Annotated in this window: 24 protein-coding genes; 4 read left to right on the forward strand and 20 right to left on the reverse strand. The window is 70.3% G+C overall.

Going from position 1 to position 24,673, the window contains the following annotated elements:
• Positions 1-11: 11 nt before the first annotated feature.
• From tatC to A4E84_RS08180, 10 genes are all read right to left on the reverse strand, one after another.
• On the reverse strand, positions 12-974 hold the full coding sequence (tatC, locus tag A4E84_RS08135; protein WP_062925892.1) for a twin-arginine translocase subunit TatC: 963 nt from the start codon (positions 972-974) through the stop codon (positions 12-14).
• A 47-nt stretch (positions 975-1,021) separates the two neighbouring features.
• Complete coding sequence (gene tatA, locus A4E84_RS08140; RefSeq protein ID WP_033311911.1) at positions 1,022-1,303, reverse strand: Sec-independent protein translocase subunit TatA; 282 nt, start codon at positions 1,301-1,303, stop codon at positions 1,022-1,024.
• A gap of 258 nt (positions 1,304-1,561) precedes the next feature.
• The gene (locus A4E84_RS08145) at positions 1,562-1,756 is read right to left on the reverse strand and encodes a hypothetical protein (RefSeq protein WP_033311910.1); all 195 of its coding nucleotides are present in this window, start codon (positions 1,754-1,756) and stop codon (positions 1,562-1,564) included.
• Between the two features lie 44 nt (positions 1,757-1,800).
• Positions 1,801-2,094 (reverse strand): hypothetical protein, encoded by a 294-nt coding sequence (locus tag A4E84_RS08150; RefSeq protein WP_062925893.1) that lies wholly within the window; start codon positions 2,092-2,094, stop codon positions 1,801-1,803.
• Positions 2,095-2,194: 100 nt separating this feature from the next.
• Entirely contained in the window at positions 2,195-3,271 is a 1,077-nt protein-coding gene (locus A4E84_RS08155; protein WP_237304880.1) for a helix-turn-helix transcriptional regulator, read from the reverse strand.
• 15 nt (positions 3,272-3,286) lie between these two features.
• The gene (locus tag A4E84_RS08160; RefSeq protein ID WP_062925895.1) at positions 3,287-4,264 is read right to left on the reverse strand and encodes a helix-turn-helix transcriptional regulator; all 978 of its coding nucleotides are present in this window, start codon (positions 4,262-4,264) and stop codon (positions 3,287-3,289) included.
• A 128-nt stretch (positions 4,265-4,392) separates the two neighbouring features.
• Positions 4,393-4,764: an FKBP-type peptidyl-prolyl cis-trans isomerase gene (locus A4E84_RS08165; RefSeq protein ID WP_030848632.1), complete on the reverse strand. Its 372-nt coding sequence runs from the start codon at positions 4,762-4,764 to the stop codon at positions 4,393-4,395.
• 56 nt (positions 4,765-4,820) lie between these two features.
• Complete coding sequence (locus A4E84_RS08170; protein ID WP_079128903.1) at positions 4,821-5,801, reverse strand: FKBP-type peptidyl-prolyl cis-trans isomerase; 981 nt, start codon at positions 5,799-5,801, stop codon at positions 4,821-4,823.
• A gap of 190 nt (positions 5,802-5,991) precedes the next feature.
• The gene (gene pafA / locus A4E84_RS08175) at positions 5,992-7,353 is read right to left on the reverse strand and encodes a Pup--protein ligase (RefSeq protein WP_031106199.1); all 1,362 of its coding nucleotides are present in this window, start codon (positions 7,351-7,353) and stop codon (positions 5,992-5,994) included.
• Between the two features lie 9 nt (positions 7,354-7,362).
• Entirely contained in the window at positions 7,363-8,622 is a 1,260-nt protein-coding gene (locus A4E84_RS08180) for an MFS transporter (protein WP_062925896.1), read from the reverse strand.
• Between the two features lie 46 nt (positions 8,623-8,668).
• On the opposite strand from A4E84_RS08180, the gene A4E84_RS08185 reads away from it, so the two are divergent.
• A complete protein-coding gene (locus A4E84_RS08185; RefSeq protein WP_107308286.1) occupies positions 8,669-9,721 on the forward strand; it encodes a LacI family DNA-binding transcriptional regulator in 1,053 nt (350 codons plus the stop codon).
• Positions 9,722-10,117: 396 nt separating this feature from the next.
• On the opposite strand, the gene prcA is transcribed toward A4E84_RS08185, so the two are convergent.
• From prcA to arc, 6 genes are all read right to left on the reverse strand, one after another.
• Positions 10,118-10,861 (reverse strand): proteasome subunit alpha, encoded by a 744-nt coding sequence (prcA, locus tag A4E84_RS08190; RefSeq protein WP_062925898.1) that lies wholly within the window; start codon positions 10,859-10,861, stop codon positions 10,118-10,120.
• 67 nt (positions 10,862-10,928) lie between these two features.
• A complete protein-coding gene (gene prcB / locus A4E84_RS08195) occupies positions 10,929-11,774 on the reverse strand; it encodes a proteasome subunit beta (RefSeq protein WP_062925899.1) in 846 nt (281 codons plus the stop codon).
• Positions 11,726-12,337, reverse strand: a complete 612-nt coding sequence (locus tag A4E84_RS40460; protein WP_079128904.1) for an endonuclease VII domain-containing protein — start codon at positions 12,335-12,337, stop codon at positions 11,726-11,728. The genes prcB and A4E84_RS40460 overlap by 49 nt, the downstream gene beginning before the upstream one ends.
• A 44-nt stretch (positions 12,338-12,381) precedes the next feature.
• Positions 12,382-12,600 (reverse strand): ubiquitin-like protein Pup, encoded by a 219-nt coding sequence (locus A4E84_RS08200; protein WP_019757212.1) that lies wholly within the window; start codon positions 12,598-12,600, stop codon positions 12,382-12,384.
• A gap of 178 nt (positions 12,601-12,778) precedes the next feature.
• Positions 12,779-14,290 (reverse strand): depupylase/deamidase Dop, encoded by a 1,512-nt coding sequence (dop, locus tag A4E84_RS08205; RefSeq protein ID WP_345614308.1) that lies wholly within the window; start codon positions 14,288-14,290, stop codon positions 12,779-12,781.
• Positions 14,291-14,524: 234 nt separating this feature from the next.
• Positions 14,525-16,291: a proteasome ATPase gene (gene arc / locus A4E84_RS08210; RefSeq protein WP_062925901.1), complete on the reverse strand. Its 1,767-nt coding sequence runs from the start codon at positions 16,289-16,291 to the stop codon at positions 14,525-14,527.
• 245 nt (positions 16,292-16,536) lie between these two features.
• Here arc and A4E84_RS08215 point away from each other — a divergent pair, with 245 nt between their 5' ends.
• The gene (locus tag A4E84_RS08215) at positions 16,537-16,842 is read left to right on the forward strand and encodes a ferredoxin (protein WP_062925902.1); all 306 of its coding nucleotides are present in this window, start codon (positions 16,537-16,539) and stop codon (positions 16,840-16,842) included.
• 59 nt (positions 16,843-16,901) lie between these two features.
• On the opposite strand, the gene A4E84_RS08220 is transcribed toward A4E84_RS08215, so the two are convergent.
• The 3 genes from A4E84_RS08220 to A4E84_RS08230 all read right to left on the reverse strand — a co-directional run bounded on the left by A4E84_RS08220 (position 16,902) and on the right by A4E84_RS08230 (position 21,070).
• A complete protein-coding gene (locus A4E84_RS08220) occupies positions 16,902-17,480 on the reverse strand; it encodes a hypothetical protein (protein WP_062925903.1) in 579 nt (192 codons plus the stop codon).
• A gap of 318 nt (positions 17,481-17,798) precedes the next feature.
• Positions 17,799-18,701: a tRNA (adenine-N1)-methyltransferase gene (locus tag A4E84_RS08225; RefSeq protein ID WP_033311897.1), complete on the reverse strand. Its 903-nt coding sequence runs from the start codon at positions 18,699-18,701 to the stop codon at positions 17,799-17,801.
• Between the two features lie 53 nt (positions 18,702-18,754).
• Positions 18,755-21,070, reverse strand: coding sequence for a site-2 protease family protein (locus A4E84_RS08230; RefSeq protein WP_062925904.1), 2,316 nt, complete (start codon positions 21,068-21,070; stop codon positions 18,755-18,757).
• Between the two features lie 187 nt (positions 21,071-21,257).
• Here A4E84_RS08230 and A4E84_RS08235 point away from each other — a divergent pair, with 187 nt between their 5' ends.
• Both A4E84_RS08235 and A4E84_RS08240 read left to right on the forward strand, forming a co-directional pair.
• On the forward strand, positions 21,258-22,283 hold the full coding sequence (locus tag A4E84_RS08235) for a RecB family exonuclease (protein WP_062931363.1): 1,026 nt from the start codon (positions 21,258-21,260) through the stop codon (positions 22,281-22,283).
• Between the two features lie 54 nt (positions 22,284-22,337).
• Complete coding sequence (locus A4E84_RS08240; protein WP_062925905.1) at positions 22,338-23,009, forward strand: response regulator; 672 nt, start codon at positions 22,338-22,340, stop codon at positions 23,007-23,009.
• 68 nt (positions 23,010-23,077) lie between these two features.
• On the opposite strand, the gene A4E84_RS08245 is transcribed toward A4E84_RS08240, so the two are convergent.
• Positions 23,078-24,661 carry an ABC transporter substrate-binding protein gene (locus tag A4E84_RS08245; RefSeq protein WP_062925906.1) on the reverse strand — a complete coding sequence of 528 codons (1,584 nt, stop codon included), beginning with the start codon at positions 24,659-24,661 and terminating at the stop codon, positions 23,078-23,080.
• Positions 24,662-24,673 lie beyond the last annotated feature (12 nt).

Here is a 24,673-nt window from a genome sequence, read left to right on the forward strand (position 1 = left end):
CCTGGCGATCTTCAGGTCACGTCGTCATAACCGTTGACCCGGTCCGAGCGCTCCGAGCTCGCCTGCTCGGGCAGCGCGGCCCTGCTGGTGGTGACGGGCTCGATCTCGCCGATGTCGTCGGGGGTGAGATCCAGCTCGGAGGCCTCGTCGTCGGCGGGGCCCAGGGCCTCGCGACGGCTGCGCCGGCGGTCGTTGAGCAGGGAGAAGGCGACGGCCGCGAAGTACAGGATCCAGATCGGTGCCGCGAGCGCCAGCATGGTCAGCGGGTCGGTGCTGGGCGTGGCGATCGCCGCGAACACCGTGATGCCCATGATCATGCCGCGCCACCAGCCGAGCATGCGCTTGCCGGTGAGCACCCCGGTGAGGTTGAGCATGACCAGCAGCAGCGGCAGCTCGAAGGAGAGGCCGAAGACGAGCACCATCCGCATGACCAGGTCGAGCAGGTCGTCCAGCGGAAGGAGGTTGGACGTGCCGCCCGGTGTGAACTCCAGGAGCACCTTCGCCGTGGTGGGGAGCACCGTGTAGGCGAAGTAGGCGCCGACGATGAACAGCGGGGCGCCCGTGGCGACGAAGGCGTAGGCGTACTTCCGCTCGTGGCGGTGCAGTCCCGGCGCGACGAAGGCCCACAGCTGGTAGAGCCAGGCCGGCGAGGCCAGCACGACACCGGCCATCAGCGACACCTTCAGCGCCAGCGTGAAGGGGGTGAGCAGGCCGTTGATGGTGATCTGCGCACAGGGCTTCGTGCCGACCTGCGACTTGGCCAGCTCGGCGAAGGTCTTGTCACAGCCGACCGAGTCGAGGATCGGCTTGGTGATCAAGTTGATGATGTCGTTGTAGAAGAAGGCGGCGACGACCGTGACGGCGACGATCGCCAACATCGCCTTGGCGAGCCGGTTGCGGAGCTCGCGAAGGTGCTCCGCGAGGGGCATCCGCCCCTCGGGATCCTTCTCCTGCTTGCGGGCAGACTTCAGCAACCCACGTTCCCATCTCGTGCGGCGGGCCGGAGGTCACCGGCCCTGCGTCAGCGCTTGGTCGTGTCCGTGGGCTCGTTGACCGGACGCGAGCTGGTCACGTCACCGGGCGCTGCCTGGATGGTGCGCTGCGAGGGCTCGTCGTTGTTGGGCGGGCCGGCCGGGGTCGTGGAGGACTTGTTCTCGTCCTTCATCGCCTTGGCCTCGCTCTTGAGGATGCGGGCGGACTTGCCGAGCGACCGAGCCATGTCCGGAAGCTTCTTCGCGCCGAACAGCAGGATGATGACGACGAGGATGAGAATGATCTCGGGGGCTCCGAGCCTTCCGAACATAAGTCTTTACCTTCTCACCGAGGCGGCTGTGGTGGGGTGCTGTCCGACCGGTCGGACACATGTCCGAACGATCGTGCTGGCAGCGATCGTAACGCCCGGGGGTGAACGTGAGGCAATCCCTCTGCATCCCCCGTGCGTACTCCCGTCCGCGACCAGTGCCTCGTTAACCGGGCCGCGACCAGCAGAGTACCTGTCCGAACCGCCCGGGTGACAGGGCGAAGTGTCCCAAAAGCAACTCATGGCCGCCGCCCGCCGGACTCACAGAGCATCCACCGACCGGGCCGCACTCCCCGCCGCCCGCTCCAGATCCTCGGCGGCCCGGTTGATACGGCGCGCCGAGTCCGTGACCTGCCTGCCCAGGCGCTGTGCCTCCACGAACACCCGCACGGCGAGCACCCCGAGCACGACGAGACCCACGAATCCCACGGCAACCGCGAACATCGGCCAGAACATGACGCCGAGCCTAGACCGTCCCGGGCGGGCGGAGGTCCAGCCCCCTAGACGGTGGAGTGCAGCCTGAGGGTCCGCACACCGCCGACGGTGAGCAGCTCCACGATCCGCTCCCCCGCGGGCTTGCGGACGGACGCACCGCACTCCGGGCAGGTGAAGGAGTAGAAGGTGGTGCGGCTCGTGGCGCCGATGGCCAGGCGCAGGGCGCCCGCGGCGAGCTCGAAGCACCCTCGGCAGTCGGGGCAGCCCGCCTTGAAGACGACCGGGGTCACGCTTCTCATCCCGGCGAACGCGGACTCCACCGTCATGCCCCGCACACCGGACGTCGCCGACTCGCTCAAGCCCTCGCTCCTCTTTCTGGGGTGGTTCGCCTCCGGGGCGCCACGGCCGGTGTCGTGGTCCGGCTGTGCCGGCCGCGGACCCCGGTCGGGCGCCTGGGGCTCACCCGGGTCCGTCGCCGGGCCCGTCCGGAACCGCGTGCGCCGCCTGCGGCCCGCGGGCGCCGGCCTCCGCGACGCCAGCCGACCGCTCCGCCTCGACCCCGTCGTACGCCGCCAGCGCCTCACGGGCCGCCTGCCGGGCACTGTCGGCCAGCTCCGGCGGTGAGACGATCCGGCCGTCCCGCCCGAGCCGCAGGGCCAGGCGCCGGAGCGACGCCGGGTCGGGGGTCCGCAGGGTGATACGCAGCCCGCCGTCCGGGAGCTCATCCGCACTGTCGTGCGGGTAGTACTCCGCGACCCAGCGGCCGCCGGGCCCGACCTCGACCACGACCTCCGGGTCCTCGGCCGCGGGCTGCACCAGGGCCTCGGAGAGGTCCCTCAGCTCGATCTCGGGCGGCGCCGACGGCTCGTCCAGGATCTTGATCTCGGCCACCCGGTCGAGCCGGAAGGTGCGGCGCGCCTCGGAGCGGCGGCACCAGGCCTCGACGTACGTGTGTCCGACGCTGACCAGGCGGATGGGGTCGATCTCCCGTTCGGTCACCTCGTCGCGCGCCGGCGAGTAGTAGCGGATCCACAGCCTGCGGCGCTCGGCGATCGCCCGGTCGACGTCCGCGAAGACGCCGCCCTCCGACTCGAAGGTCACGGACAGGCGCGAACTGGCGCCCGCCGCCTCACCGGCCGCGGTCTCCACCTTGGCCGTCGCCCGCAGCAGCGCCTGCCGGTCGCTCTCGCGCAGTCCGGGGAGCGTGGAGACCGCCCGGGCGGCGACGAGCAGGGCCGTCGCCTCGTCGGCGGCGAGCCGGAGCGGCTCGGCGGCCTCCGCCGCGAGGGCGGCCGGGTTGTGCCACCAGATGCGCTCGCCGTCGGTGTCGATGTCGAGCAGGTCGCCGCCGCGGAAGCTGGTGCCGCACATGGGCAGCACATCGAGGTCGGAGACCAGCTCGTCCTCGCTGATGCCGAAGGCGCGCGCGACGTCCTCGACCCGGGCTCCGGGGCGCTCCTTCAGATAGGTCACCAGCGAGAGCATCCGCCGGGTCTGGTCGATGGCGTTCACGGGCCTGACCGGTTTGCCTGCCACTGTTTCCGCTCCCCCTCAGCCCTTGGCCACGGCCCGCAGCCGGTCCACCACGTCGCCCCGCAGCTCGGCGGGCTCCAGGACGACCACGTCCGGCCCGAACTCCACCAGCCAGGCGTCCAGCCCGTGGCCGTACGGAACCTCCAACTCGTCCCAGCCGTCGCCAAGTTCCCGGACGGAGGTGGCTTTCGCCCGAAGGGGGTAGCCCGCGCCCGCACGCAGCCGGATCCGCGCCGAGCGGTCGGCAACCTCCCCGGCCCAGCTCGCGACGGTCTCGCGGACGGTGACGACGTCCGGCACGGGTGCCGTGTAGCGGCCGCCGCGCGAGCGGACCTTGCCGGTGATCCGCGACAGCCGGAAGACCCGCTCGGCACCCCGGTCGCGGTCCCAGCCCGCCAGGTACCAGTGACCCCGCCAGCACTCCAGCGCCCACGGCTCCACGTGCCGCTGCTCGGGGTGGGCGGCGGTGGCCTTGCGGTAGTCGAAGGCGACGGGCCGGCGGTCCCGGCAGGCCAACATCAGCGGCTCGAAGGCGGCCTCGTGCACGGGGATGCGCGGCTCCAGCGCGCCGTGCGACCCGTACGGGTCGACGTCCTCGGGGAGTCCGGCCGCGCGCAGCTTCTGCAGGGCGCCGCTGGCCGCTCCGGCGAGCCGGGCCTGCTGCCACACCTTGGCGGCCAGCCCGAGGGCAGCGGCCTCCTCGGCGTCCAGGGTGATGGGCGGCAGGCGGTTGCTGTCACGCCGGGCCAGGTAGCCGATCTCGCCGTCGAGGCTCTCGACGGTCTCGATGACCAGCCCGAGTTCGCGCAGGTCGTCCTTGTCGCGCTCGAACATGCGGTTGAAGGAATCATCGGAGCCGGACGCACCGCTGCCCGGCCCGAAGGCCTCGACGTAGGCCTCGATGGAGTCGCGCAGCTCACGCTTGCTGAGCGGCCGCCGAGTCCCGAGCAGACACAGCGCCAGATTCATCAGCCGCTCCGCCTTGGCAATGGCCATCGACGCGCTTCGCCTCCCTATGGTGCTTACGAGCGATGACCGTACCGCCACACGGTGGCACGGCAAAAGCCGAGGGCCCATGCCCGAACAGGCATGGGCCCCACATGATCGAGTCTGTCGGAGCTTGCTCAGACCCCGAGCAGGTCGACCACGAAGATCAGCGTCTCGCCGGCCTTGATCAGAGGCGACGGGCTCTGGTTGCCGTAGGCGAGGTGGGCGGGGATGGTCAGCTGGCGGCGGCCGCCGACCTTCATGCCCTGCACGCCCTGGTCCCAGCCCTTGATGACCCGGCCGCCGCCCAGCGGGAAGCGGAAGGGCGTGCCGCGGTTCCAGCTGGCGTCGAACTCCTCGCCGGTGCTGAAGGAGACACCCACGTAGTGCACGGTGACGGTCTGGCCGGCCTGCGCGACCGGGCCGTCGCCCTCCCAGATGTCCTTGATCTCGAGGTCCGCCGGGGGCTCGCCGCCCGGGAAGTCGATCTCGGGCTTGTCGATGCTCACTTCATCTCTCCTTGTTACGTGACCTGCGTCGGGGACAGTCTCACAGACCGGCCGGGTCAGACCGTGCCGAGGATGTCCACCGTGAAGACCAGTGTGTTCTTGGCCAGCTCGCTCTGCGGGTTCGCGCCGTAGCCCAGCGAGGGCGGGATCACCAGCAGCACCCGGTCGCCCACGTGCTTGCCGACGAGGCCCTTGTCCCAGCCTGCCACCACCGAGCCGTTGCCGATCTGGAAGGCCGTGGCGCCCCCGTGGTCCCAGGAGGAATCGAACTTCTTGCCGTCCTCCCACTTGACGCCGGTGTACTGGGCGATGAGCCCCTGACCGGCCTCGACCCTCTTGCCGTCGCCCTTGATCAGCACCTGCTCCTTGAGATCCTTGGGAGCCTTTTCACCCTTCGGGATGGTGATGACCGCGGCCTTCTGCGACGGGGACTTCACCTCGGGCATACCCGGCTCGGAGGGCGCCTGCTCGCCCTTGGCCTCGGCCTTGGTGTCGACGCTCGCGGCACCGACCGGGTCGACCACCCAGATCAGCACGTCCTTGGCGGCGATCCCGGAGGAGGTGTTGAGGCTCTGGCCGATCAGATCACCCGCGGTGCCCTGCACCAGGATCCGGCTGCCGGGCTTCTTGCCCTTCACCGCGTCGAGGACCTTCTCGGGGAGCTGCTGGCTCGGCTTGCCGATCTGCTCGATGGACTGCCGGCGGGGAGCCTTGTCACCCGTGGCTCCCGCGGCCCAGGTGCCGCCGAGCTCCTGACCCCCGCCCCACTTCTCGACGGTCCAGTCCAGGCGGACGAAGTCCGAGCCCTTGATCGGGGTCCCGCTGCCCGCCGAGACCGTCTTGACCACGGTCTTGTCGGACGGCTTGCCGTCCTTGGGCACGGAGATCTCGGGCTTCGCCCCGACCTTCCCCTTGATCTCGGCGACGCCTCCCGCCGTGTCGCCGTTGTTCCCGTCGTCCGATCCGCACGCGGCGGTGAACAACAGGGCGGGAACGGCCAGCAACGCGGCCACGCGTCGTTTCGTGTTGTAGTTCATCAGTCCAACTGGGATCGGTGATGTGGGGGCAATGTCCGCCACTCTACGGCGTACACGCTCCGCACCCGCCTCACCGCGCGACACGGCGCCGCCCGGGCCGCTCAGGAACGACCGGATACGGGGGAAAAGGCCGATGCCCGGAGGTGGGAAAACCTCCGGGCATCGGCTTCACGGAGTGGCCGGAACCGGCTCACATTCCGGCGATCAGCTTCTCCACCCGGTCGTCCACGGAACGGAACGGGTCCTTGCACAGCACGGTCCGCTGAGCCTGGTCGTTGAGCTTCAGGTGCACCCAGTCGACCGTGAAGTCACGGCGCTGTTCCTGGGCCCGCCGGATGAAGTCGCCGCGCAGCCGGGCCCGAGTGGTCTGCGGGGGAACGGACTTGCCCTCGAAGATCTTCAAGTCGTTGCAGATACGGGCCGCCTGGCCCTTCTTCTCGAGCAGGTAGTACAGGCCACGACGGCGGTGGATGTCGTGGTAGGCGAGGTCTATCTGCGCGACCCGCGGATGCGACATGGTCATGTTGTGCTTGGCGCGGTACCGCTCGATGAGCTTGTACTTCATGACCCAGTCGATCTCGGTGCCGATGCGGTCGAGGTCCTCGGCCTCGATCGCGTCCAGTGTGCGGCCCCACAGCTCCAGAACCTGCTCGACGGTGCCGGTGCGGATGCCCCGGCGCTCGCAGAAGTCCAGGGCCTTCTCGTAGTACTCGCGCTGTACCTCCAGCGCCGAGGCCTCGCGTCCGCTGGCCAGGCGCACCTTGCGGCGGCCGGTGATGTCGTGGCTGACCTCACGGATCGCCCGGATCGGGTTCTCCAGGGTGAGGTCCCGCATCACCGTGCCCGCCTCGATCATGCGCAGCACCAGGTCGGTGGCGCCGACCTTGAGCAGCATGGTCGTCTCGGACATGTTGGAGTCGCCCACGATGACGTGCAGGCGGCGGTAGCGCTCGGCGTCCGCGTGCGGCTCGTCACGCGTGTTGATGATGGGCCGGGAGCGGGTCGTCGCCGAGGAGACGCCCTCCCAGATGTGCTCGGCCCGCTGGCTGACGCAGTACACGGCACCGCGCGGCGTCTGCAGCACCTTGCCGGCACCGCACAGCAGCTGCCGTGTGACCAGGAACGGAATGAGAATGTCCGCGAGCCGGGAGAACTCCCCGTGCCGGGCGACCAGATAGTTCTCGTGGCAGCCGTAGGAGTTGCCCGCCGAGTCGGTGTTGTTCTTGAAGAGGTAGACGTCGCCCGCGATTCCCTCCTCGTGCAGGCGTCGTTCGGCGTCCACCAGGAGTCCTTCGAGAATGCGCTCGCCTGCTTTGTCGTGCGTGACCAGTTCGGTCACGTTGTCGCATTCCGGTGTCGCGTATTCCGGATGCGATCCCACGTCGAGATAGAGGCGGGCGCCGTTTCGCAGAAAGACATTGCTGCTGCGGCCCCATGACACGACACGGCGGAAGAGGTACCGCGCCACCTCGTCAGGAGACAGGCGGCGCTGTCCCCTGAACGTGCACGTGACGCCGTACTCGTTCTCCAGCCCGAAAATGCGGCGGTCCATGAGGGAACATTACGCCCGATCCCCTGAACTGAAACGGGGTTCGACGGCACGGTTTGGATCATTTTCCCAACCGGCCGCAACGACCGCTCCCTGGCCGGGAGCTGCGACTACCCGTCCCGTGGCGGTCAAAACCAGCAGGGACACGCCACCGGCGACGGCCGGCACGGCGAAACCCCACAGGGCCCCGCCCGTCTCGACCACGGGCCCCGCGACGCCCGTTCCGACCGAGTGGCCCACGGTGAACGTCGTCACCAGCCAGGAGAACGCCTCGGTGACCGTGCCGCGCGGGGCGTGCCGGTCGACCAGGACGAACGCGCAGGCGATGGCAGGCGCGAGGAAGACTCCGGCGAGCGCGGTCAGCGCCACCATGGGCACGGCGTCCGGCATGAGCATCAGCGGGAGGTAACACACCACCAGAAAAGCCACCAGCACCCGCAGTCGCCGCGCGGGCTCACCGGCCCACTGCCGGGCACCGTAGACGGTGCCGCCGACCAGGGCCCCGAAGCCCAGGGCCGCCATCAGCCAGCCGTACACGGCGTCTCCGCCGTGGTCGTCCGCGTAGGGCACCGAGGCGACCGTGATGGATCCGAGCGCCATCCCGATGAACAGGAACGCCGCCAGCAGCGCGAGCAGTCCGGGCGAGCGCAGCGCGCCCAGCCAGTGCGCCTCGCGCGGCGCCGACCGCCAGGCGCGCGAGGGCTCCGACACCACGACGGACAGTGCCCCCAGCACCCCGACCACGTTCAGCACGAGCAGCGCCGCCTGGGCCGACCACAGCGACACGCACAGCGTCACGAGCAGCGGTCCGACGGTGAACATCACCTCCTGGGCCACGGCGTCCATGGCGTACGCCGTGTGCACCTGGTCCTCCCTGCGCAGCACGGACGGCCACAGCGCCCGCAGCCCGCCCTCCAGGGGCGGTGTGAAGAGCCCGGCGCCGGCCACCGCGGCATAGGCGAGCGGCAGCGACCCGATGCCGGAGAAGGCGAAGACGGCCATCGCCAGCCCGGACAGGACGGCCGCAGGAAGCTGCACGCGCGGCTGCCCGCGCAGGTCGACGATCCTGCCCAGCACGGGCTGCCCCACGGCGTTGGCGACGCCGTAGACGGCCGCCAGCGCCCCCGCCAGGGTGTACGTGCCGCCCTCCGCCCGGACGAACAGCACGATCGCGATGGCGGCCGTGGCGTTGGGCAGCCGGCCGACCAGTGTGCCGACGAGCAACCGGGCGGCGTGTCGCGCCCGAAGGATCTCCAGGTATCCCGTGGCCATGTCCCCGCCCTAGGTTTTACGTATAACGTCGGTTTCCATACGTACCATGTCCGCTGTTCGCGAGTCCAGACGAAGGAGCAGGCCGACGGTGGCACGAGGCAGCACCCGCCCCACGAGCCGAGACGTCGCCCAGGCCGCCGGCGTCTCCCAGGCGGCCGTGTCCCTGGTCCTCGGCGACAAATGGCGCGGCCGCGTCTCGGAGACCACAGCCGAGCGCGTCCGGGACGCCGCCCGCGACCTCGGCTACCGCCCGAACCTGGCCGCCCGCAACCTGCGCCTGGGCCGCACCCGCACGGTCCTCCTCGTCGTCCCCGCCCTCACCACCGAGTTCTTCGCCGGCGTCTACACGGGCGCCGCCCGCGTCGCCGCCGAGCACGGCTTCGGCGTGGTCCTCTACCCCTCCCCCGAGGGCATCGGCCCCGCCCGTGACCCCTTCGCCTCCGCACAGGCCGCACTGGACGGCGTGATCGCCTCCTCCATGGCCGCGGACGCCCTGACCGCGATCCGCGGCGAGGCGCTGCCACTGGTGATGCTGGACAGCGACCCGGACGGCAGCCTGGGGGCGGCGACGGTGAACCTGGACATCGCCGACGGCGTCCGCCAGGCCGCGGAGCACCTGCTGTCCCTGGGCCACCGCCGCTTCCTCCACCTGGCGGCGGACGTCCCCTCCTGGACCTTCGAGGTACGCGCCCGGGAACTGGCGGCGAGGCTGTCGGAGGTACCGGGCACATCGGTCAGCACGGCCCGGGCCCCGATCTCCATCGAGGGCGCGGTAGCCGCCGCCGAAACGGCGCTCGCCGCTCCCGGTGCCCGCCCCACCGCCGTGATCTGCGACGACGACCAGCTCGCGGCCGGTACGTACAAGGCGGCCCGCCGCCTCGGGCTGCGCATCCCGGACGACCTGTCGGTCACGGGCGTCGACGACCTGGCCCTGGCCACGGCCATGGACCCGGAACTGACGACCGTCCGCCTGAACGCCGAACTCTTCGGCGAACGCGGCATGCGCGCCCTGCTCGCCGTCCTGGAGGACCGCGCCCCCGAGAGCGGGGACATCCCGGTCCAACTGGTGGTACGAAGCTCTACGGCACCGCCTCGTTGACGGCGCCGGGGCGATGCCGCTGAGGCCGGGCGGGTCCGCAACCCGGCGAAGCGGGGTGCCTCCCCCAAGCTCTCGGCTCCGCTCGAGCCGGGGCACCCCCACCGCCCACCCGCGCCGCCCCCAGCGGCACGCATGCCCGCAGCCAGGGCAGAGCGCGCCCGCACCCGCCGTCCCTACGCAAGGAGACATGTCGGGGGGTGTCCGCCCGCAGCGGTCGGCACGTCAACGGACAGTCAGTCGGCGTCCGACACCATCGCGCCGTTCCGAGGACGGACACCCCCCGGAACGGCCCCGGCCCACCACCCGACCGGAAGGCGCAAACACCCGCACCCCCGCACACAGCGACGCACCCCGGCCACAACACCGCCGGCCAGGGCGCGTCACACCACCTGAGAGCTACTCGGCGTCCTCCGACGCCCCCTCCGCGTCACCGCCGGCGGCACCCGCCTCGAGCAGCCGCGACAGCTGCCCCCCGCTGATCCGCTTGAACTTGCGCTTCTGCGGGCGCGTGCGGTCCAGCACCGCGACCTCCAGCCGCTCCGCGGGGATCTCCCGCTCGCTGCCGTTGGTGTCGCGCGACAGCGCCTGCACCGCCAGCTTCAGCGCCTCCGCGAGCGTCATGCCCTCCTGGTGGCGCTGGTCCAGATAGCTGCTGATCTGCTCGGCGTTGCCGCCCACCGCGACCGAGCCGTGCTCGTCCACGATGGAACCGTCGTGCGGCAGCCGGTAGATCTGGTCACCCTCGGGCGTCTCCCCGACCTCGGCGACGACCAGCTCCACCTCGTACGGCTTCTCGGCAGCGCTGGAGAAGATCGTGCCCAGCGTCTGGGCGTAGACGTTCGCCAGGCCCCGGGCCGTCACATCGTCGCGGTCGTAGGTGTAACCCCGCAGGTCGGCATACCGGACCCCGCCGATCCGCAAGTTCTCGTACTCGTTGTACTTGCCGGCGGCCGCGAAGCCGATCCGGTCGTAGATCTCGCTGAACTTGTGCAGCGCACGGGACGGGTTCTCGCCGACGAACACGATGCCGTCGGCGAACTGCAGCACGACCAGGCTGCGACCACGGGCGATGCCCTTGCGGGCGTACTCCGCCCGGTCGGCCATGGCCTGCTGAGGTGAGACATAGAACGGCGTCGACACCGGTTATCCATCCCTCTCTTGAAGATTCCGTCGGTTCACTGGACCACCCTCACGAAGACGATCGCCGCTACAGCAGCGCGGCCCGCGGCCCGTCGGGCTGCTCCAGCCGCCGCTCCAGGATCGAGCGCGCGATCTCGGACGCCTCGGTCTCGGTGAGCCGGCGGAAGCCGTCGTCGGTGATCACGGTGATGATGGGATAGATCCGGCGGGCGACATCGGGACCACCGGTCGCCGAGTCGTCGTCTGCCGCGTCGTACAGCGCCTGGACCACCAGCGTCGTGGCCTCGGCCTCGCTGAGGTCCTCCCGGAAGAGCTTCTTCATGGCGCCGCGGGCGAAGATCGACCCGGAGCCGGTGGCCGCGTAGTTCTGCTCCTCGGAGCGGCCGCCGGTGACGTCGTAGGAGAAGATCCGGCCCCTGCCGCGGTCCACGTCGTACCCGGCGAACAACGGCACCACGGCCAAGCCCTGCATGGCCATGCCGAGATTGGAACGGATCATCGTCGACAGCCGGTTCGCCTTGCCCTCCAGGGACAGCTGCGCGCCCTCGACCTTCTCGAAGTGCTCCAGCTCCAGCTGGAACAGCTTCACCATCTCCACGGCCAGGCCCGCCGTACCGGCGATGCCCACCGCCGAGTACTCGTCGGCCGGGAAGACCTTCTCGATGTCCCGCTGGGCGATGACGTTGCCCATGGTGGCGCGCCGGTCACCGGCGAGGACCACGCCGCCTGGGAACGTCACGGCGACGATCGTGGTCCCGTGCGGTGCCTCGATCACGCCCTGGGTGGGCGGCAGTTGCCGATTGCCGGGCAGGATCTCCGGCTGGTGCTCGGACAGGAAGTCCATGAAGGAGGAAGACCCTGGCGTCAGGAAGGCAGCCGGTAGACGCCCGGTGCTACGAGTGTTGGCTTCCACGCGATTCCTTCCACGTAAGCAGCAGCCCGCCTTATGGCATCGGGCCGATCTTTGAACTGCCCCAGTGCGGCGTTGCAGCTGAAGCACAGTACGCCTCGGACCCTACCCGTCTTGTGGCAGTGATCCACATGCTCGGGCACAGCCGACAGACATATACAACACACGCCTCCCTGGGAGGCGATCAGACCGTCGCGTTCGGCTTCCGTGATGCCGTACTGACGCTTGAGGTGCCCCTGCCGCCCCTGCACCGCCCGGCATGCTCTGCAGCGGGTTGACAGCCCGTCGGATGCGCTCGCGTTGCGGTGCCATTCACTGTGCGGCTTGATCTCGCCGCACGTCCGGCAGAGCTTGAACCCGGTCGGGACATTCACCTGCTCCCGGACGGGCTTCCCCATGGCTTCCCGGCGACGCCGGTAGTGCGCGGCGCTGTACTCCGCCACGCACTCCCGGCAGTGCACCTGGAGGCCGTCACGCCGATTCTTGTCGCGGGCAAACGCAGCAAGCGGCAGATCCCGCTGACACTTCCTGCATTGCTTCGCGTTCGGCTCGCTTGCCGCTTCCATCCCCCGTCACCTTCAAATCAAAGGCTAGAGCACGCAACCGGCCTTCACTGCCCACCTTTTTGCACGAAACTCCGAACGAAGTCCTCTGCGTTTTCCTCGAGTACGTCGTCGATCTCGTCCAGGACCGAGTCCACGTCGTCGCTCAGCTTCTCCTGACGCTCCTTGAGGTCCTCGGAAGCCTGCGTCTCCGCCGCCTGCTCCTCGACCTCCTCGGTGGACCGGGTGGCCTTCTGCTGTCCGCCGCCGGTGTCCTTGGTCGCCATATCCCTCACCCCGCTCGGTTCGCCCGACACAGTTGCTCGGTCAAGATCAGACCCTACTCGCCGGGTCTGACAATGGCCCCGCAGTTGCTCCAACGTACGGGGACCATCTCGATGATTCCCGGACCAGGGCTTTTCCACCCTGCCCGGCCGGTTTCCGACGGGTACCCGCTCATCGCGTTCACCCGCCCGAAAGCACCCTGACCAGGTCTTCCGCGGTGCGGCAGCGGTCCAGGAGCTCCTTGACGTGATTACGCGTTCCGCGAAGCGGTTCCAGGGTTGGGACGCGCTGCAGCGAGTCCCGGCCCGGCAGATCGAAGATCACCGAGTCCCAGGAGGCCGCCGCGACGTCGTCCGCGTACTGCTCCAGGCAGCGGCCGCGGAAGTAGGCCCGGGTGTCCTCCGGAGGCACCGTACGGGCCTGCTCGACGTCGGCGTCGGTCAGCAGCCGCTTCATGCGGCCGCGGGCCACCAGACGGTTGTACAGGCCCTTCTCGGGCCGCACGTCGGCGTACTGGAGGTCGACCAGGTGCAGTCGTGCCGCGTCCCAGTCGAGGTTGTCCCGGCGCCGGTAGCCCTCCATGAGCTCCCGCTTGGCGACCCAGTCCAGCTCTCCGGCCAGGCTCATCGGGTCGTGCTCCAGACGGGTGAGGGTGTCCTCCCAGCGGGACAGGACGTCCTTGGTCTGGTCGTCGGCGTCGGCCCCGAACCGCTCCTCCACGTACTTGCGCGCCAGCTCGTAGTACTCCATCTGCAGCTGGACCGCCGTGAGCGTGCGGCCGCTGCGGAGCGTGACCAGGCGCTTCAGGGACGGGTCGTGCGAGACCTGGTGGAGCGTGCGGACGGGCTGGTCGACGGCCAGGTCGACGGCGATGAAGCCGTCCTCGATCATCGACAGCACCAGCGAGGTGGTGCCCAGCTTGAGGTAGGTGGAGATCTCCGAGAGGTTCGCGTCGCCGATGATCACGTGCAGGCGCCGGTACTTCTCGGCGTCCGCGTGCGGCTCGTCGCGGGTGTTGATGATGGGGCGCTTGAGCGTCGTCTCGAGGCCGACCTCGACCTCGAAGTAGTCGGCTCGCTGGCTGAGCTGGAAGCCGTGCTCGTGCCCGTCCTGGCCGATGCCGACGCGGCCCGCTCCGGCGAAGACCTGACGGGAGACGAAGAACGGTGTCAGGTGGCGCACGATGTCCGAGAAGGGGGTCTCCCGCTTCATCAGGTAGTTCTCGTGCGTGCCGTAGGACGCGCCCTTGTTGTCGGTGTTGTTCTTGTACAGGTGGATCGGCTGGGCACCGGGAAGCTGGGCGGCCCGTTCCGCGGCCTCGGCCATGATCCGCTCGCCGGCTTTGTCCCAGAGGACGGCGTCCCGGGGATTGGTCACCTCGGGGGAGCTGTACTCGGGGTGTGCGTGGTCGACGTAGAGCCGTGCACCGTTGGTGAGGATCACGTTGGCCAGGCCGATGTCCTCGTCGGTGAGCTGGCTGGAGTCGGCGGCCTCGCGGGCGAGGTCGAAGCCTCGCGCGTCCCGCAGCGGGTTCTCCTCCTCGAAGTCCCATCGGGCCCGGCGGGCCCGGTGCATCGCCGCCGCGTAGGCGTTCACGATCTGGGACGAGGTGAGCATGGCATTGGCGTTGGGGTGGCCGGGGACGGAGATCCCGTACTCCGTCTCGATGCCCATTACTCGCCGTACGGTCATGCGGCCCTCCTTGCCCGGCGGCACCCTCGGTCGTGGGCGCCACTCAGATACCGCTGGCGCTCGGTTGCGTGTGCGGTGCCCGTCCCCGCACTGCGCGACGTGGCGGTACGCAAGAGCCTAGAACGCCTTTGCGCTGGTGGGGAGATCATTTGCGTCATTGCGTTGCTCCAGCCGTGGCCTGAAAAACAGTCGGCTGCGGGTACCCGTCGAGGGCACCCGCAGCCGCCCTGCCTTTTACAGGTACTGACCGGTGTTCGCCACCGTGTCGATGGAGCGTCCGGTGTCCGCGCCCTGCTTTCCGGTGATGAGGGTGCGGATGTAGACGATCCGCTCGCCCTTCTTTCCGGAGATTCGGGCCCAGTCGTCCGGGTTGGTGGTGTTGGGCAGGTCCTCGTTCTCCTTGAACTCGTCCACGCAGGCCTGGAGGAGGTGGGAGACGCGGAGGCCCTTCTGGTTCTTCTCGAGGAAGTCCTTGATCGCCATCTTCTTGGCGCGGCCGACGATGTTCTCGATCATGGCGCCGGAGTTGAAGTCCTTGAAGTAGAGGACTTCCTTGTCACCGTTGGCGTAGGTGACCTCCAGGAAGCGGTTCTCCTCGGACTCGGTGTACATGTGTTCCACCGCCGTCTGGATCATGCTCTGGACGGTGGTGGCCTTGCTGCCGCCGTGCTCGCCGAGGTCGTCGGAGTGCAGCGGGAGGCGCTCGGTGAGGTACTTGCCGAAGATGTCCTTCGCCGCCTCGGCGTCGGGACGCTCGATCTTGATCTTCACGTCCAGGCGGCCGGGCCGCAGGATGGCGGGGTCGATCATGTCCTCGCGGTTGGAGGCGCCGATCACGACCACGTTCTGCAGGCCTTCCACGCCGTCGATCTCGGCGAGCAGCTGCGGGACGATGGTGTTCTCGACGTCCGAGCTGACGCCGGAGCCGCGGGTGCGGAAGAGGGATTCCATCTCGTCGAAGAAGACGATGACGGGGGTGCCCTCGCTGGCCTTCTCACGGGCACGCTGGAAGACCAGGCGGATCTGCCGCTCGGTTTCGCCGACGTACTTGTTCAGGAGCTCGGGGCCCTTGATGTTGAGGAAGAAGCTCTTGCCGGCGGCCTGGCCGGTGACCTCGGCGACCTTCTTGGCCAGCGAGTTGGCGACGGCCTTGGCGATGAGTGTCTTGCCGCATCCGGGAGGCCCGTAGAGCAGGACGCCCTTGGGTGGGCGCAGCTCGTGCTCCTTGAACAGGTCCGGGTAGAGGTACGGCAGCTCGACCGCGTCGCGGATGGCCTCGATCTGGCCGCCGAGACCGCCGATCTGCTCGTAGCCGATGTCGGGGACCTCTTCGAGGACGAGTTCCTCGACCTCGCTCTTGGGGACGACCTCGTAGACGTATCCGGAGCGGGGCTCCAGGAGCAGGGCGTCGCCGGGGCGGATGGTGACGTCCAGCAGCGGCTCGGCGAGCCGCACCACCCGCTCCTCGTCGGTGTGCCCGAGCACCAGGGCGCGCTCGCCGTCTTCGAGGATCTCCTTGAGGGTGACGATGTCGCCGACGCGCTCGAACTCCATGGCCTCGACCACGTTGAGCGCTTCGTTGAGCATCAGTTCCTGGCCGCGCCGGAGCTCTTCGAGCTCGACGCTGGGGCTGACGTTCACCCTGAGCTTGCGGCCGCCGGTGAAGATGTCGGCGGTGCCGTCCTCGTTGGCCGTCAGGAAGACACCGAAGCCGGCCGGCGGCTGTGCGAGCCGGTCGACCTCCTCCTTGAGGGCCACGATCTGGTCACGGGCCTCACGGAGTGTGTTGGCCAGTCGCTCGTTCTGCGCGGACACGCCGGCCAGATTGGTCTGCAGCTCGACGATCCGCTCTTCGAGAATCCTCGTGTGTCGCGGAGAGTCGGCGAGCTTGCGTCGCAGGACGGCGATCTCCTGCTCAAGATAGGCGATCTGCCCGGCCGGGTCGTCGGACCCGCGTCCCGGGCGGATGCCGCGGTTCATGTCGTCGTCGTGGGCTGCCACGGTCCTCACCTCCTCCAAGGGGAGCTGGACGCTTCCAGACCCTACCTGGGCGGGTGTCGATTGAAACCCCTAGATCACAAAGACGGTCGGGGTGTGTCCGATCTTCACCCTTGCGCTCTCCCTCACGCCAGGGGAATACCCAGCGAACATGATTGGAACCCAGCCGGGGGTAGGGTCGAACTGTTCAACACCCGCCGGAGCTGGCCGGATTCCCGATACGGCTCGGCGGAGAAACGGCAGGAGAGATGAGCGTGCAGCAGGTGGCCGGGGCGGACGGCGCGGAGCTGGAGGTCTGGATCGACCAGGACCTGTGTACCGGCGACGGCATCTGCGCCCAGTACGCGCCCGAGGTGTTCGAGCTGGACATCGACGGTCTGGCCTATGTGAAGAGCGCCGACGACGAGTTGCTCCAGGGCAAGGGCGCGACAACGCCCGTTCCGCTGCCGCTTCTCACGGACGTGATCGACTCCGCGAAGGAGTGTCCGGGCGAGTGCATCCACGTACGTCGGGTTTCGGACAGGGCTGAGGTCTACGGACCGGACGCGGAGTGACCACTTCTTAACGTTGCGTTACTGCTGTCTGATATCTCACACGCACCGTTGCGGGGGCCTCACACGCTGCGGGCTCCGGCCGGGGTGGAGCGGACGAACGAGCCGCTGTGCCAACGCCATTTCACGTCGCTCTTCTCGTCGGGGCAGCAACGCGGCACGTCGGCCGACGAGTAGCCGAGGAGCGTGGCCGTGACGGCGCCGTCGGAGACGGCGAAGTCGGTGACGGTGGTGCCGTCCTTGGGGTCCAGCAGGGTGGCCACGATGCGCGGCTTGCCGCCGTCGGCGTCGCGTGTGAGGACGTACACGCCGTCCGGTGGGGTGCCCATCGGGGAGTCGCAGTGGACGACGGCGACCGTCTCGGGCCGGCCGTCGTCGTCGAGGTCTCCGTAGGCGCGCTTCTTCACCACGGCCTTCACCGGGCCGCACTCGATCGGGAACGTCACCGTGGCCGGGTCGGGCGGAGTCGTGTGTGCCGGAGCGCTCTTGGTCTGCGGGGCGGCCGGCTGGGCCGCGGTCGCCGCGCCGGGCTGCAGGACCGAGGAGAAGGCCACGACGCCCGCGACGGCTGTCGCGGTGGCGAGCCAGTGGATGGGGCGGGTGTGGGTGTGGGCGAGCTCCGGGACGGCGGAAGACTGCACTAGGAGGGTCTCCTGAGGCTGTGCCGGTGGGGTGGCCAGCATGGTGCCACACGTCACACCGCGAGGGAACGGCGGGGTGTGCCCCTTGTCTGCCAGGGAAGTCATAAGGGTTACGGTTCCTGCCGCTGTGTCAGCGACGGCGTGCGGGCGGGGCCTCCTGCTGCGGCGGGGCCCGGCCGTCGCGGCCTCGCGGCAGGTCAACGGCGTTCCGGCGGGATTCACCCGGGGCGGCAACGCAGAGGCGCCGTGGCGGAGTTCCGGTACGGGTCCGGGAACTCCGGCACGGCGCCGGTGCGTTGGTTGTGGTGAAGGGCTGCCTCAGCGGCCGGAGCCCCCGTCGGCGTTGGGGCCGGCGTAGTCCTCGCCGTAGGCGCCCTTGGCGGGGCGGCGTCGGCGCATGGGCGGCTCGACGCCGTCGGCGAGGCGGCGTGCGGTGAGCAGGAAGCCGGTGTGGCCGATCATCCGGTGGTCCGGGCGGACGGCCAGGCCTTCGATGTGCCAGTTGCGGATCATCGATTCCCAGGCGCTCGGCTCGTTGAAGCAGCCGATCTCGCGGATGGATTCGACGGTCCGGGCGAGCTGGGTGGTGGTGGCCACGTAGCAGCAGAGGATGCCGCCGGGGACGAGCGCCTTGGAGACGGCCTCCAGGCACTCCCAGGGGGCGAGCATGTCGAGGATGACGCGGTCGACGTCGGCGTCGGACAGGTTGTCCTGGAGGTCGCCGACGGTGAGTTGCCAGGCGGGGTGCGGGCCGCCGAAGTAGCGCTCCACGTTCGCCTGGGCGATCTCGGCGAAGTCCGCCCGGCGCTCGTAGCTGTGCAGCATGCCCTGGTCGCCGATCGCCCGCAGCAGGAAGCTGCTGAGCGAGCCGGAGCCGACGCCCGCTTCCACGACGCGCGCGCCGGGGAAGATGTCGGCGAAGGCGAGGATCTGCCCCGCGTCCTTGGGGTAGACCACGGCGGCGCCGCGGGGCATGGACAGGACGTAGTCGGGGAGCAGGGGGCGCAGCGCGAGGTAGGCGACGTTCCCCGTGGTACGGACAACGCTGCCCTCGGGAGCACCGATCAGTTCGTCGTGGGGGAAGGAACCCTTGTGGGTGTGGAAGTTCTTCCCGGCCTCGAGCGTGAACGTGTAGTGGCGGCCCTTGGGGTCGGTCAGCTGAACCTGGTCCCCGACCTTGAAGGGCCCGCGCCTGCGGGCGGCACCGGTCGGTTCGGACATGTGACCAGCCTACCGGCCCCGGAGAGGGGCACCGACCACTCGGGCGGCAGAGCCTAGGACGGCCTCGCCATCGCCTTGACGAAGGCGCGCTCCACGTCGGCCGCCGACAGGACGCCGTAGATCTCGCCGGTCTCTTCCACCACCAGGTACTCGGTGGCCGGGTTGGCGCGCAGGGCGTCCAGGAGTTCCTCGCCCGACAGTTCAGCGGAGATGCGCATGCCGTCGGTGAGGTCCTGGGCGAGGCCGCTGACGGCGACCCAGGGGCGGCGGTGCTCGGGCACGCCGACGATGGCGGCCTCGCGGACGAGGGAGAGGGGCTGGCCGTCGGCGTCGACGACGACCAGGGCGCGGGCTCCTGCGGCGTTGGCGCGGCGCAGGGCCTCCGAGAGCGGGGTGTCGGTCTCGACGGGGACCGCGCGGCGGGTGAGGGCCCGGGCGCGCAGTTCGGGGAGGTGCTCGCGCAGGCGCGCCATGCGCAGGCTGTTGCCCGCGCCGGTCCAGATGATCGCGGCGAGGATCGCGGCGAGCAGGGCGTCGAGGACGGTGTCCATGCCGACGTTGTCGGCGGCGTCGGTGCCGAGGGCGCCGGACTGGGTCAGCAGGGGCAGTCCGATGAGCACGGAGACGGCCAGGGCGCGGCCGACCCAGGCGGCGGCGATGGTGCCCTTCATCGGCTTGCCGGTGATCTTCCAGACGACGGCGCGGAGCATGCGGCCGCCGTCGAGGGGCAGGCCGGGCAGGAGGTTGAACGCGGCCACGATGAGGTTGGAGATCATCAGGCCCGCGAGCAGGACGCCGGGGACGGTGCCGGGTTCCACGGTCTGCGCGGCGGCGTAGAAGACGCCGGCGAGGACGAGGGAGAGCAGGGGCCCGACGAAGGCCAGGACGAACTCCCGGCCGGGGGTCTCGGCCTCCTTCTCGATCTCGGAGACACCGCCGAAGAACTGGAGCTGGATGCGGCGGACGGGGAGTTTGAAGCGGAGGGCGGCGACCGTGTGGGCCAGTTCGTGGACGAGCACGGAGGCGTAGAAGGCGACCGCGAAGAAGAGGGAGACCAGGTAGCGGGCGGCACCGAGCTCGGGCAGCACGCGCTCCAGCTGGCCGCCGAACACCCAGGTGATCAGCGCGGCGACGAGGAACCAGCTCGGCGCGACGTACACGGGCACGCCGAAGGGCCGTCCCATGAGCAGCCCGCCACGGGGCTCCGGGCGCTGGGGGGCGGGGCCCTTGCCGTCGGCGGAGTGTGCGAGGGGCCGGTCGTCGTGGGCGGGGGCGGGAGGGTCGGGTCGGTGGTACGGGTGACCGGGAACCGGGCCGGGGGCGGAGGGCTGCTCCCGGTGATGCGCATCACCGGTGCCCGGGGGGTGGCCCGGGGCCGGGGCCTTGCGCAGCGGGTCCGCCTCGGGCCGACCGGCGGTGGGTGCGGCGTGCGGGTCGCCCGCGTAGGCGCGGTCGGGGTGCGTGCCGGCTTCCGGCGAACCGCCACCGTCCCTCTGGGCGGGGGCCGACGACGCAGGCGCTGCGCCGGGGTCACCGGCTGCCGCGCGCGGGCCATCGGCGTAGGCGCGGTCCGGGTGCGTGCCCGCCTCCGGCGAACCGCCACCGTCCCCCTGGGCGGGGGCCGACGACGCCGCCGCTGCGCCGGCGTCAGCGGCTGCCGCGCGCGGGCCGTCGACGTGGGCGCGGTCCGGGTACGTACCGGCCTCCGGCGAACCGTCACCTCCGTCCTCGGCGCGGGCGGCTGCCGCGCGCGGGCCGTCGACGTGGGCGCGGTCCGGGTACGTACCGCGGGCCGGTGTCGGCTGCGGCGCGTCGGCGTCGGTGCGGGCAGGTGGCGCGTGCGGGCCGTCTTGGTGCGGGCCGGCCTCCGGCGAACCGTCACCTCCGTCCTCGGCGCGGGCGGGTGCCGTGTGCGGGCCGTCGACCCGGGCGCGGTCCGGGTACGTACCGCGGGCCGGTGTCGGCTGCGGCGCGTCGGCGTCGGTGCGGGCAGGTGCCGTGTGCGGGCCGTCTTGGTGCGGGCCGGGCTCCGGTGACTCGGCAGCGGCGCCCCCGGTGGGAGCAGGCGCGTCGGCGCGGGCGGGTTCGGCGGCCGGAGTCCGCGGGTCCGGCGCGGCGTCGGCGGCGGGCCGGGGCGCTGCCGAGTGGTTCCCCGGGGCGTGCGGAGGGGTTGCCGGTGCGTCGGCGGGCGCTGCCGGGCCGGCCGGCTCTGGTCCCCGGGTGGGCTGCTCGGAAGCGGAACCCTGTTCGTCCGTGGGCTGTTCGTCGGCGGGGGCCGGGTCGGCGGCCCGGGGCGAAAGCCCCTCGTGGCGCTTGGCCGACTCGTCGTTGCCGGACCGCGGCTGCCCGCGCCCGCCGCTCTCGTCCACCGGTGTCCCCTCGTCGAAGCGTCTCCCGCGCCTTGCCGGACGGGAGGGTCTCGAGTCGATGGTATGCGGCCGTCGAGGTGCGTTCCGCCCCGGCACCCCTGTGTTTCCCGTACGTCGGCCTCCCCTCCCGGCTTCCCCCACGAACGCGGCTGGGTCACTGTCAGTGGCGGGCCGTATGGTCTGGGGCATGGAGACGAGCAGCGAGGGCGCGGCGGCGTCCGGGAGCAGCCCTGCCGCGGCGGCGGATCCGTCGTTCCCGGCGGGGCCCGCGCAGACGGCAGTGGAGACGGCGGCAGCGGCGCGGACGGTGGCGGAGGCGGCGGCCGAGACCGCCGCGGTGAGCGACCTCGTGACCGGCTCCGCCGCCATACCGCCCGCCTCGCTGTCCCCCTCACGTGCCAGTGACTTCATGCAGTGCCCGCTGCTCTACCGCTTCCGGGTCATCGACCGGTTGCCGGAGAAGCCGAGCGAGGCGGCGACCAGGGGCACGCTGGTGCACGCGGTTCTGGAGCGGCTCTTCGACGCCCCGGCCGCCGGGCGCACGCCGCCCCGGGCGAAGTCGCTGGTCCCGGGCCAGTGGGACCGGCTGCGCGAGACGCGGCCGGAGGTCGTGGAGTTGTTCGCCGACGATCCGCAGGGCGAGCGGCTGGCGCGCTGGCTGGGCGAGGCGGAGCAGCTCGTCGAGCGCTGGTTCACGCTGGAGGATCCCAGTCGGCTGGAGCCGGCTGAGCGGGAGCTGTTCGTCGAGGCGGAGCTGGAGTCCGGGCTGCGGCTGCGCGGCATCATCGACCGGGTCGACGTGGCCCCCACGGGCGAGGTCCGGATCGTCGACTACAAGACGGGGAAGGCGCCGAGGCCGGAGTACTCCGAGGGCGCCCTGTTCCAGATGAAGTTCTACGCCTTGGTGGTGTGGCGGCTGAAGAACGTGGTCCCCCGGCGGCTCCAGCTGGTCTATCTCGGCAGTGGCCAGGTGCTGACGTACGACCCGGTCCTCGCCGATCTGGAGCGGGTCGAGCGCAAGCTGCTGGCGCTGTGGGAGGCGATCCGGCTGGCGACGGAGACGGGTGACTGGCGGCCGCGCCCCACGAAGCTGTGCGGCTGGTGCGACCACCAGGCCCACTGCCCGGAGTTCGGCGGCACTCCCCCGCCGTATCCCCTGCCGGTGCGTGCGGCGGAGCCGCCGGTGCAGGGGGCGCCGGGTGAGGGCGGCTGAGTCCGGCGGGGCCGTGCAGGGCAGAATGGGGCCGGACTAGCGAAGGAGACTCACGTGGCCATCCGCGTCCTACTGGTCGACGACCAGCCGCTGCTGCGTACCGGCTTCCGGATGATCCTGGAGGCAGAGCAGGACATCGCGGTCGTCGGGGAGGCCGGTGACGGACTGCAGGCACTCGACCAGGTGCGTGCGCTACAGCCCGATGTGGTTCTGATGGACATCCGCATGCCGCGGATGGACGGTGTGGAGGCGACCCGGCAGATCACCGGGCCGGGGCGGGACGGCCCGGCGAAGGTGCTGGTGCTGACCACCTTCGACCTCGACGAGTACGTGGTGGAGGCGCTGCGCGCCGGTGCCAGCGGTTTCCTGCTGAAGGACGCGCCGGCCAACGAGCTGGTGCAGGCCATCCGGGTCGTCGCCGGGGGCGAGGCCATGCTCGCGCCGAGCATCACCCGCCGGCTGCTCGACAAGTACGCCACGCATCTGCCGTCGGGGGACGAGCCGGTGCCGGACGTGCTGCACACGCTGACCGACCGGGAGGTGGAGGTGCTGAAGCTGGTGGCGCGCGGGCTGTCCAACGCGGAGATCGCCGCGGATCTCTTCGTCAGTGAGACGACGGTCAAGACACACGTCGGGCATGTGCTGACGAAACTGGGTCTGCGCGACCGCGTGCAGGCCGCGGTGTACGCGTACGAGAGCGGGCTGGTGCGTCCCGGCGCGCAGTAGCGGCAGGGGGCGGGTACGCGAGAAGGGCGCCCCCGCCGAGCGGGGGCGCCCTTCTGCGCTGCTGTGCGTCAGGCGTCCTTGCTGAGCTCCCAGAAGCGGAAGACCGTCGACGCGTCGAGGCAGTACTCCAGGCCGTAGACGCCGTCGCGGACGACCGCGTACTGCTTGGCCTGCCAGACCGGCAGGACCGGGAGTTCGTCGGCGACGATGTCCTGGAGCTCGCCGAACTCCTTGTCGGTGGAGGCCCGGTCGGTCAGGGCGGCGGTGCGCGGGATGAGCGAGCCGGTGATCGTGCCGTTGTCGTAGTTGTTGTTCAGCACGTTGCCCTTGCCGAAGAAGGGGGCCGTGAAGTTGTCGGCGTCCGGGTAGTCCGGCACCCAGCCCTTCACGTACACGCCGTACTTGCCGGCGGCGATGTCCTTCTCGTACTGGCCGAACGGGACGGACTTGACGCTCGCGTCGAACAGGCCGCTGGCGTTGAGCTGGCCGGCGATGGCGTTCAGCTCCTGGTCGGTGGCGGGGCCGTAGCGGGAGGGGGTCGACCAGAGGGTCAGCTTCACCTTGCCGGTGATGCCGTCCTCGCGCAGTGCGGCCTGGGCCTTGGACTTGGAGGGGCGGGCGCCGTAGGTGTCGAAGAAGGCCGTGTTGTGGCCCGCGATGCCTGCCGGGATGATCGAGTACAGCGGGGTCGCGGTGCCCTGGTAGACGTCCTTGATGAGGGCTTCGCGGTCGATCAGGTGGGCGATGGCCTTGCGGACGCCGAGCTTTCCGGCGACCGGGTCGTCCATGTTGAACACCAGGTGCTGGACCTCGGCGCTGCTGCCCTCGACGACCTCGACGCCGGTGCCGTCGTCGGCCTTCTCGGTGTCGGCGATGTCGCCCGCGGTGAGACCGCGGTAGGCGATGTCGACGTCCCCGCTCTGGATGGCCTGCTTCAGGGCGGTCTGGTCGCCGTCGAAGAACTTGAGCGTGACGCCGCTGTTGTTCACCTTGGCGGTGCCCTTGTAGTTCTCGTTGACGGAGAAGACGGCCTGCCCGTCGTCGAAGGAGTCGAGCTGGTAGGGGCCGGAGCCGACCGCCTCGCCGTCCTTGCGGAGTCCGTCGGCGTCGTACTGGCTGTGGTCGACGATGGAGCCGGCGCCGGAGGCGATCTTGCTCGGGAAGGTGGCGTCGGCCGTGTTGAGGCGGAAGACGACCGTCTTCGCGTCCGGCGTCTCGACCTTGTCGAGCATGGGGAACATGATCGCGGGCCCGTCGGGGTCGTTGATCTTCAGCATGCGGTCGAAGGAGAACTTGACGTCCTCGGAGGTGAGCTCGTCACCGTTGCTGAACTTGAGCCCGTCCTTCAGCGTGCACTTGTAGACCGTGGTCTGCGTGTCGGTGAACGCGCAGCTCTCGGCGGCCTCGGGCTGCGGTTCCGTCGCGCCCTTGGGGAAGCTGAGCAGGGACTGGAAGACGTTGTTGAACAACAGCCAGGAGCCGGGGTCGTAGCCGGAAGCCGGGTCGGTGGCCAGGACGTCGTCGGACATCCCCACCACCACGTTGGAGCCGTCCCCCGCGGAGTCTCCGCTCTCCGTTCCACAGCCGGTCAGCAGTCCGGAGGCGAGGCCCGCCACGATGGGCAGGACCGGCCACTGGTTGCGTATGTTCACGTGTGTGCCTTG

Source organism: Streptomyces qaidamensis (assembly GCF_001611795.1).
GTDB lineage: Bacteria > Actinomycetota > Actinomycetes > Streptomycetales > Streptomycetaceae > Streptomyces > Streptomyces qaidamensis.

Coding starts and splice junctions, on each gene's coding strand:
- tatA (WP_033311911.1), bottom strand. CDS start 1,303: ATGTTCGGAAGGCTCGGAGCCCCCGAGATCATTCTCATCCTCGTCGTC.
- A4E84_RS08145 (WP_033311910.1), bottom strand. CDS start 1,756: ATGTTCTGGCCGATGTTCGCGGTTGCCGTGGGATTCGTGGGTCTCGTC.
- A4E84_RS08160 (WP_062925895.1), bottom strand. CDS start 4,264: ATGGCCATTGCCAAGGCGGAGCGGCTGATGAATCTGGCGCTGTGTCTG.
- A4E84_RS08170 (WP_079128903.1), bottom strand. CDS start 5,801: ATGAACTACAACACGAAACGACGCGTGGCCGCGTTGCTGGCCGTTCCC.
- pafA (WP_031106199.1), bottom strand. CDS start 7,353: ATGGACCGCCGCATTTTCGGGCTGGAGAACGAGTACGGCGTCACGTGC.
- A4E84_RS08180 (WP_062925896.1), bottom strand. CDS start 8,622: ATGGCCACGGGATACCTGGAGATCCTTCGGGCGCGACACGCCGCCCGG.
- A4E84_RS08185 (WP_107308286.1), top strand. CDS start 8,669: ATGTCCGCTGTTCGCGAGTCCAGACGAAGGAGCAGGCCGACGGTGGCA.
- A4E84_RS40460 (WP_079128904.1), bottom strand. CDS start 12,337: ATGGAAGCGGCAAGCGAGCCGAACGCGAAGCAATGCAGGAAGTGTCAG.
- A4E84_RS08200 (WP_019757212.1), bottom strand. CDS start 12,600: ATGGCGACCAAGGACACCGGCGGCGGACAGCAGAAGGCCACCCGGTCC.
- dop (WP_345614308.1), bottom strand. CDS start 14,290: ATGACCGTACGGCGAGTAATGGGCATCGAGACGGAGTACGGGATCTCC.
- A4E84_RS08215 (WP_062925902.1), top strand. CDS start 16,537: ATGAGCGTGCAGCAGGTGGCCGGGGCGGACGGCGCGGAGCTGGAGGTC.
- A4E84_RS08225 (WP_033311897.1), bottom strand. CDS start 18,701: ATGTCCGAACCGACCGGTGCCGCCCGCAGGCGCGGGCCCTTCAAGGTC.
- A4E84_RS08235 (WP_062931363.1), top strand. CDS start 21,258: ATGGAGACGAGCAGCGAGGGCGCGGCGGCGTCCGGGAGCAGCCCTGCC.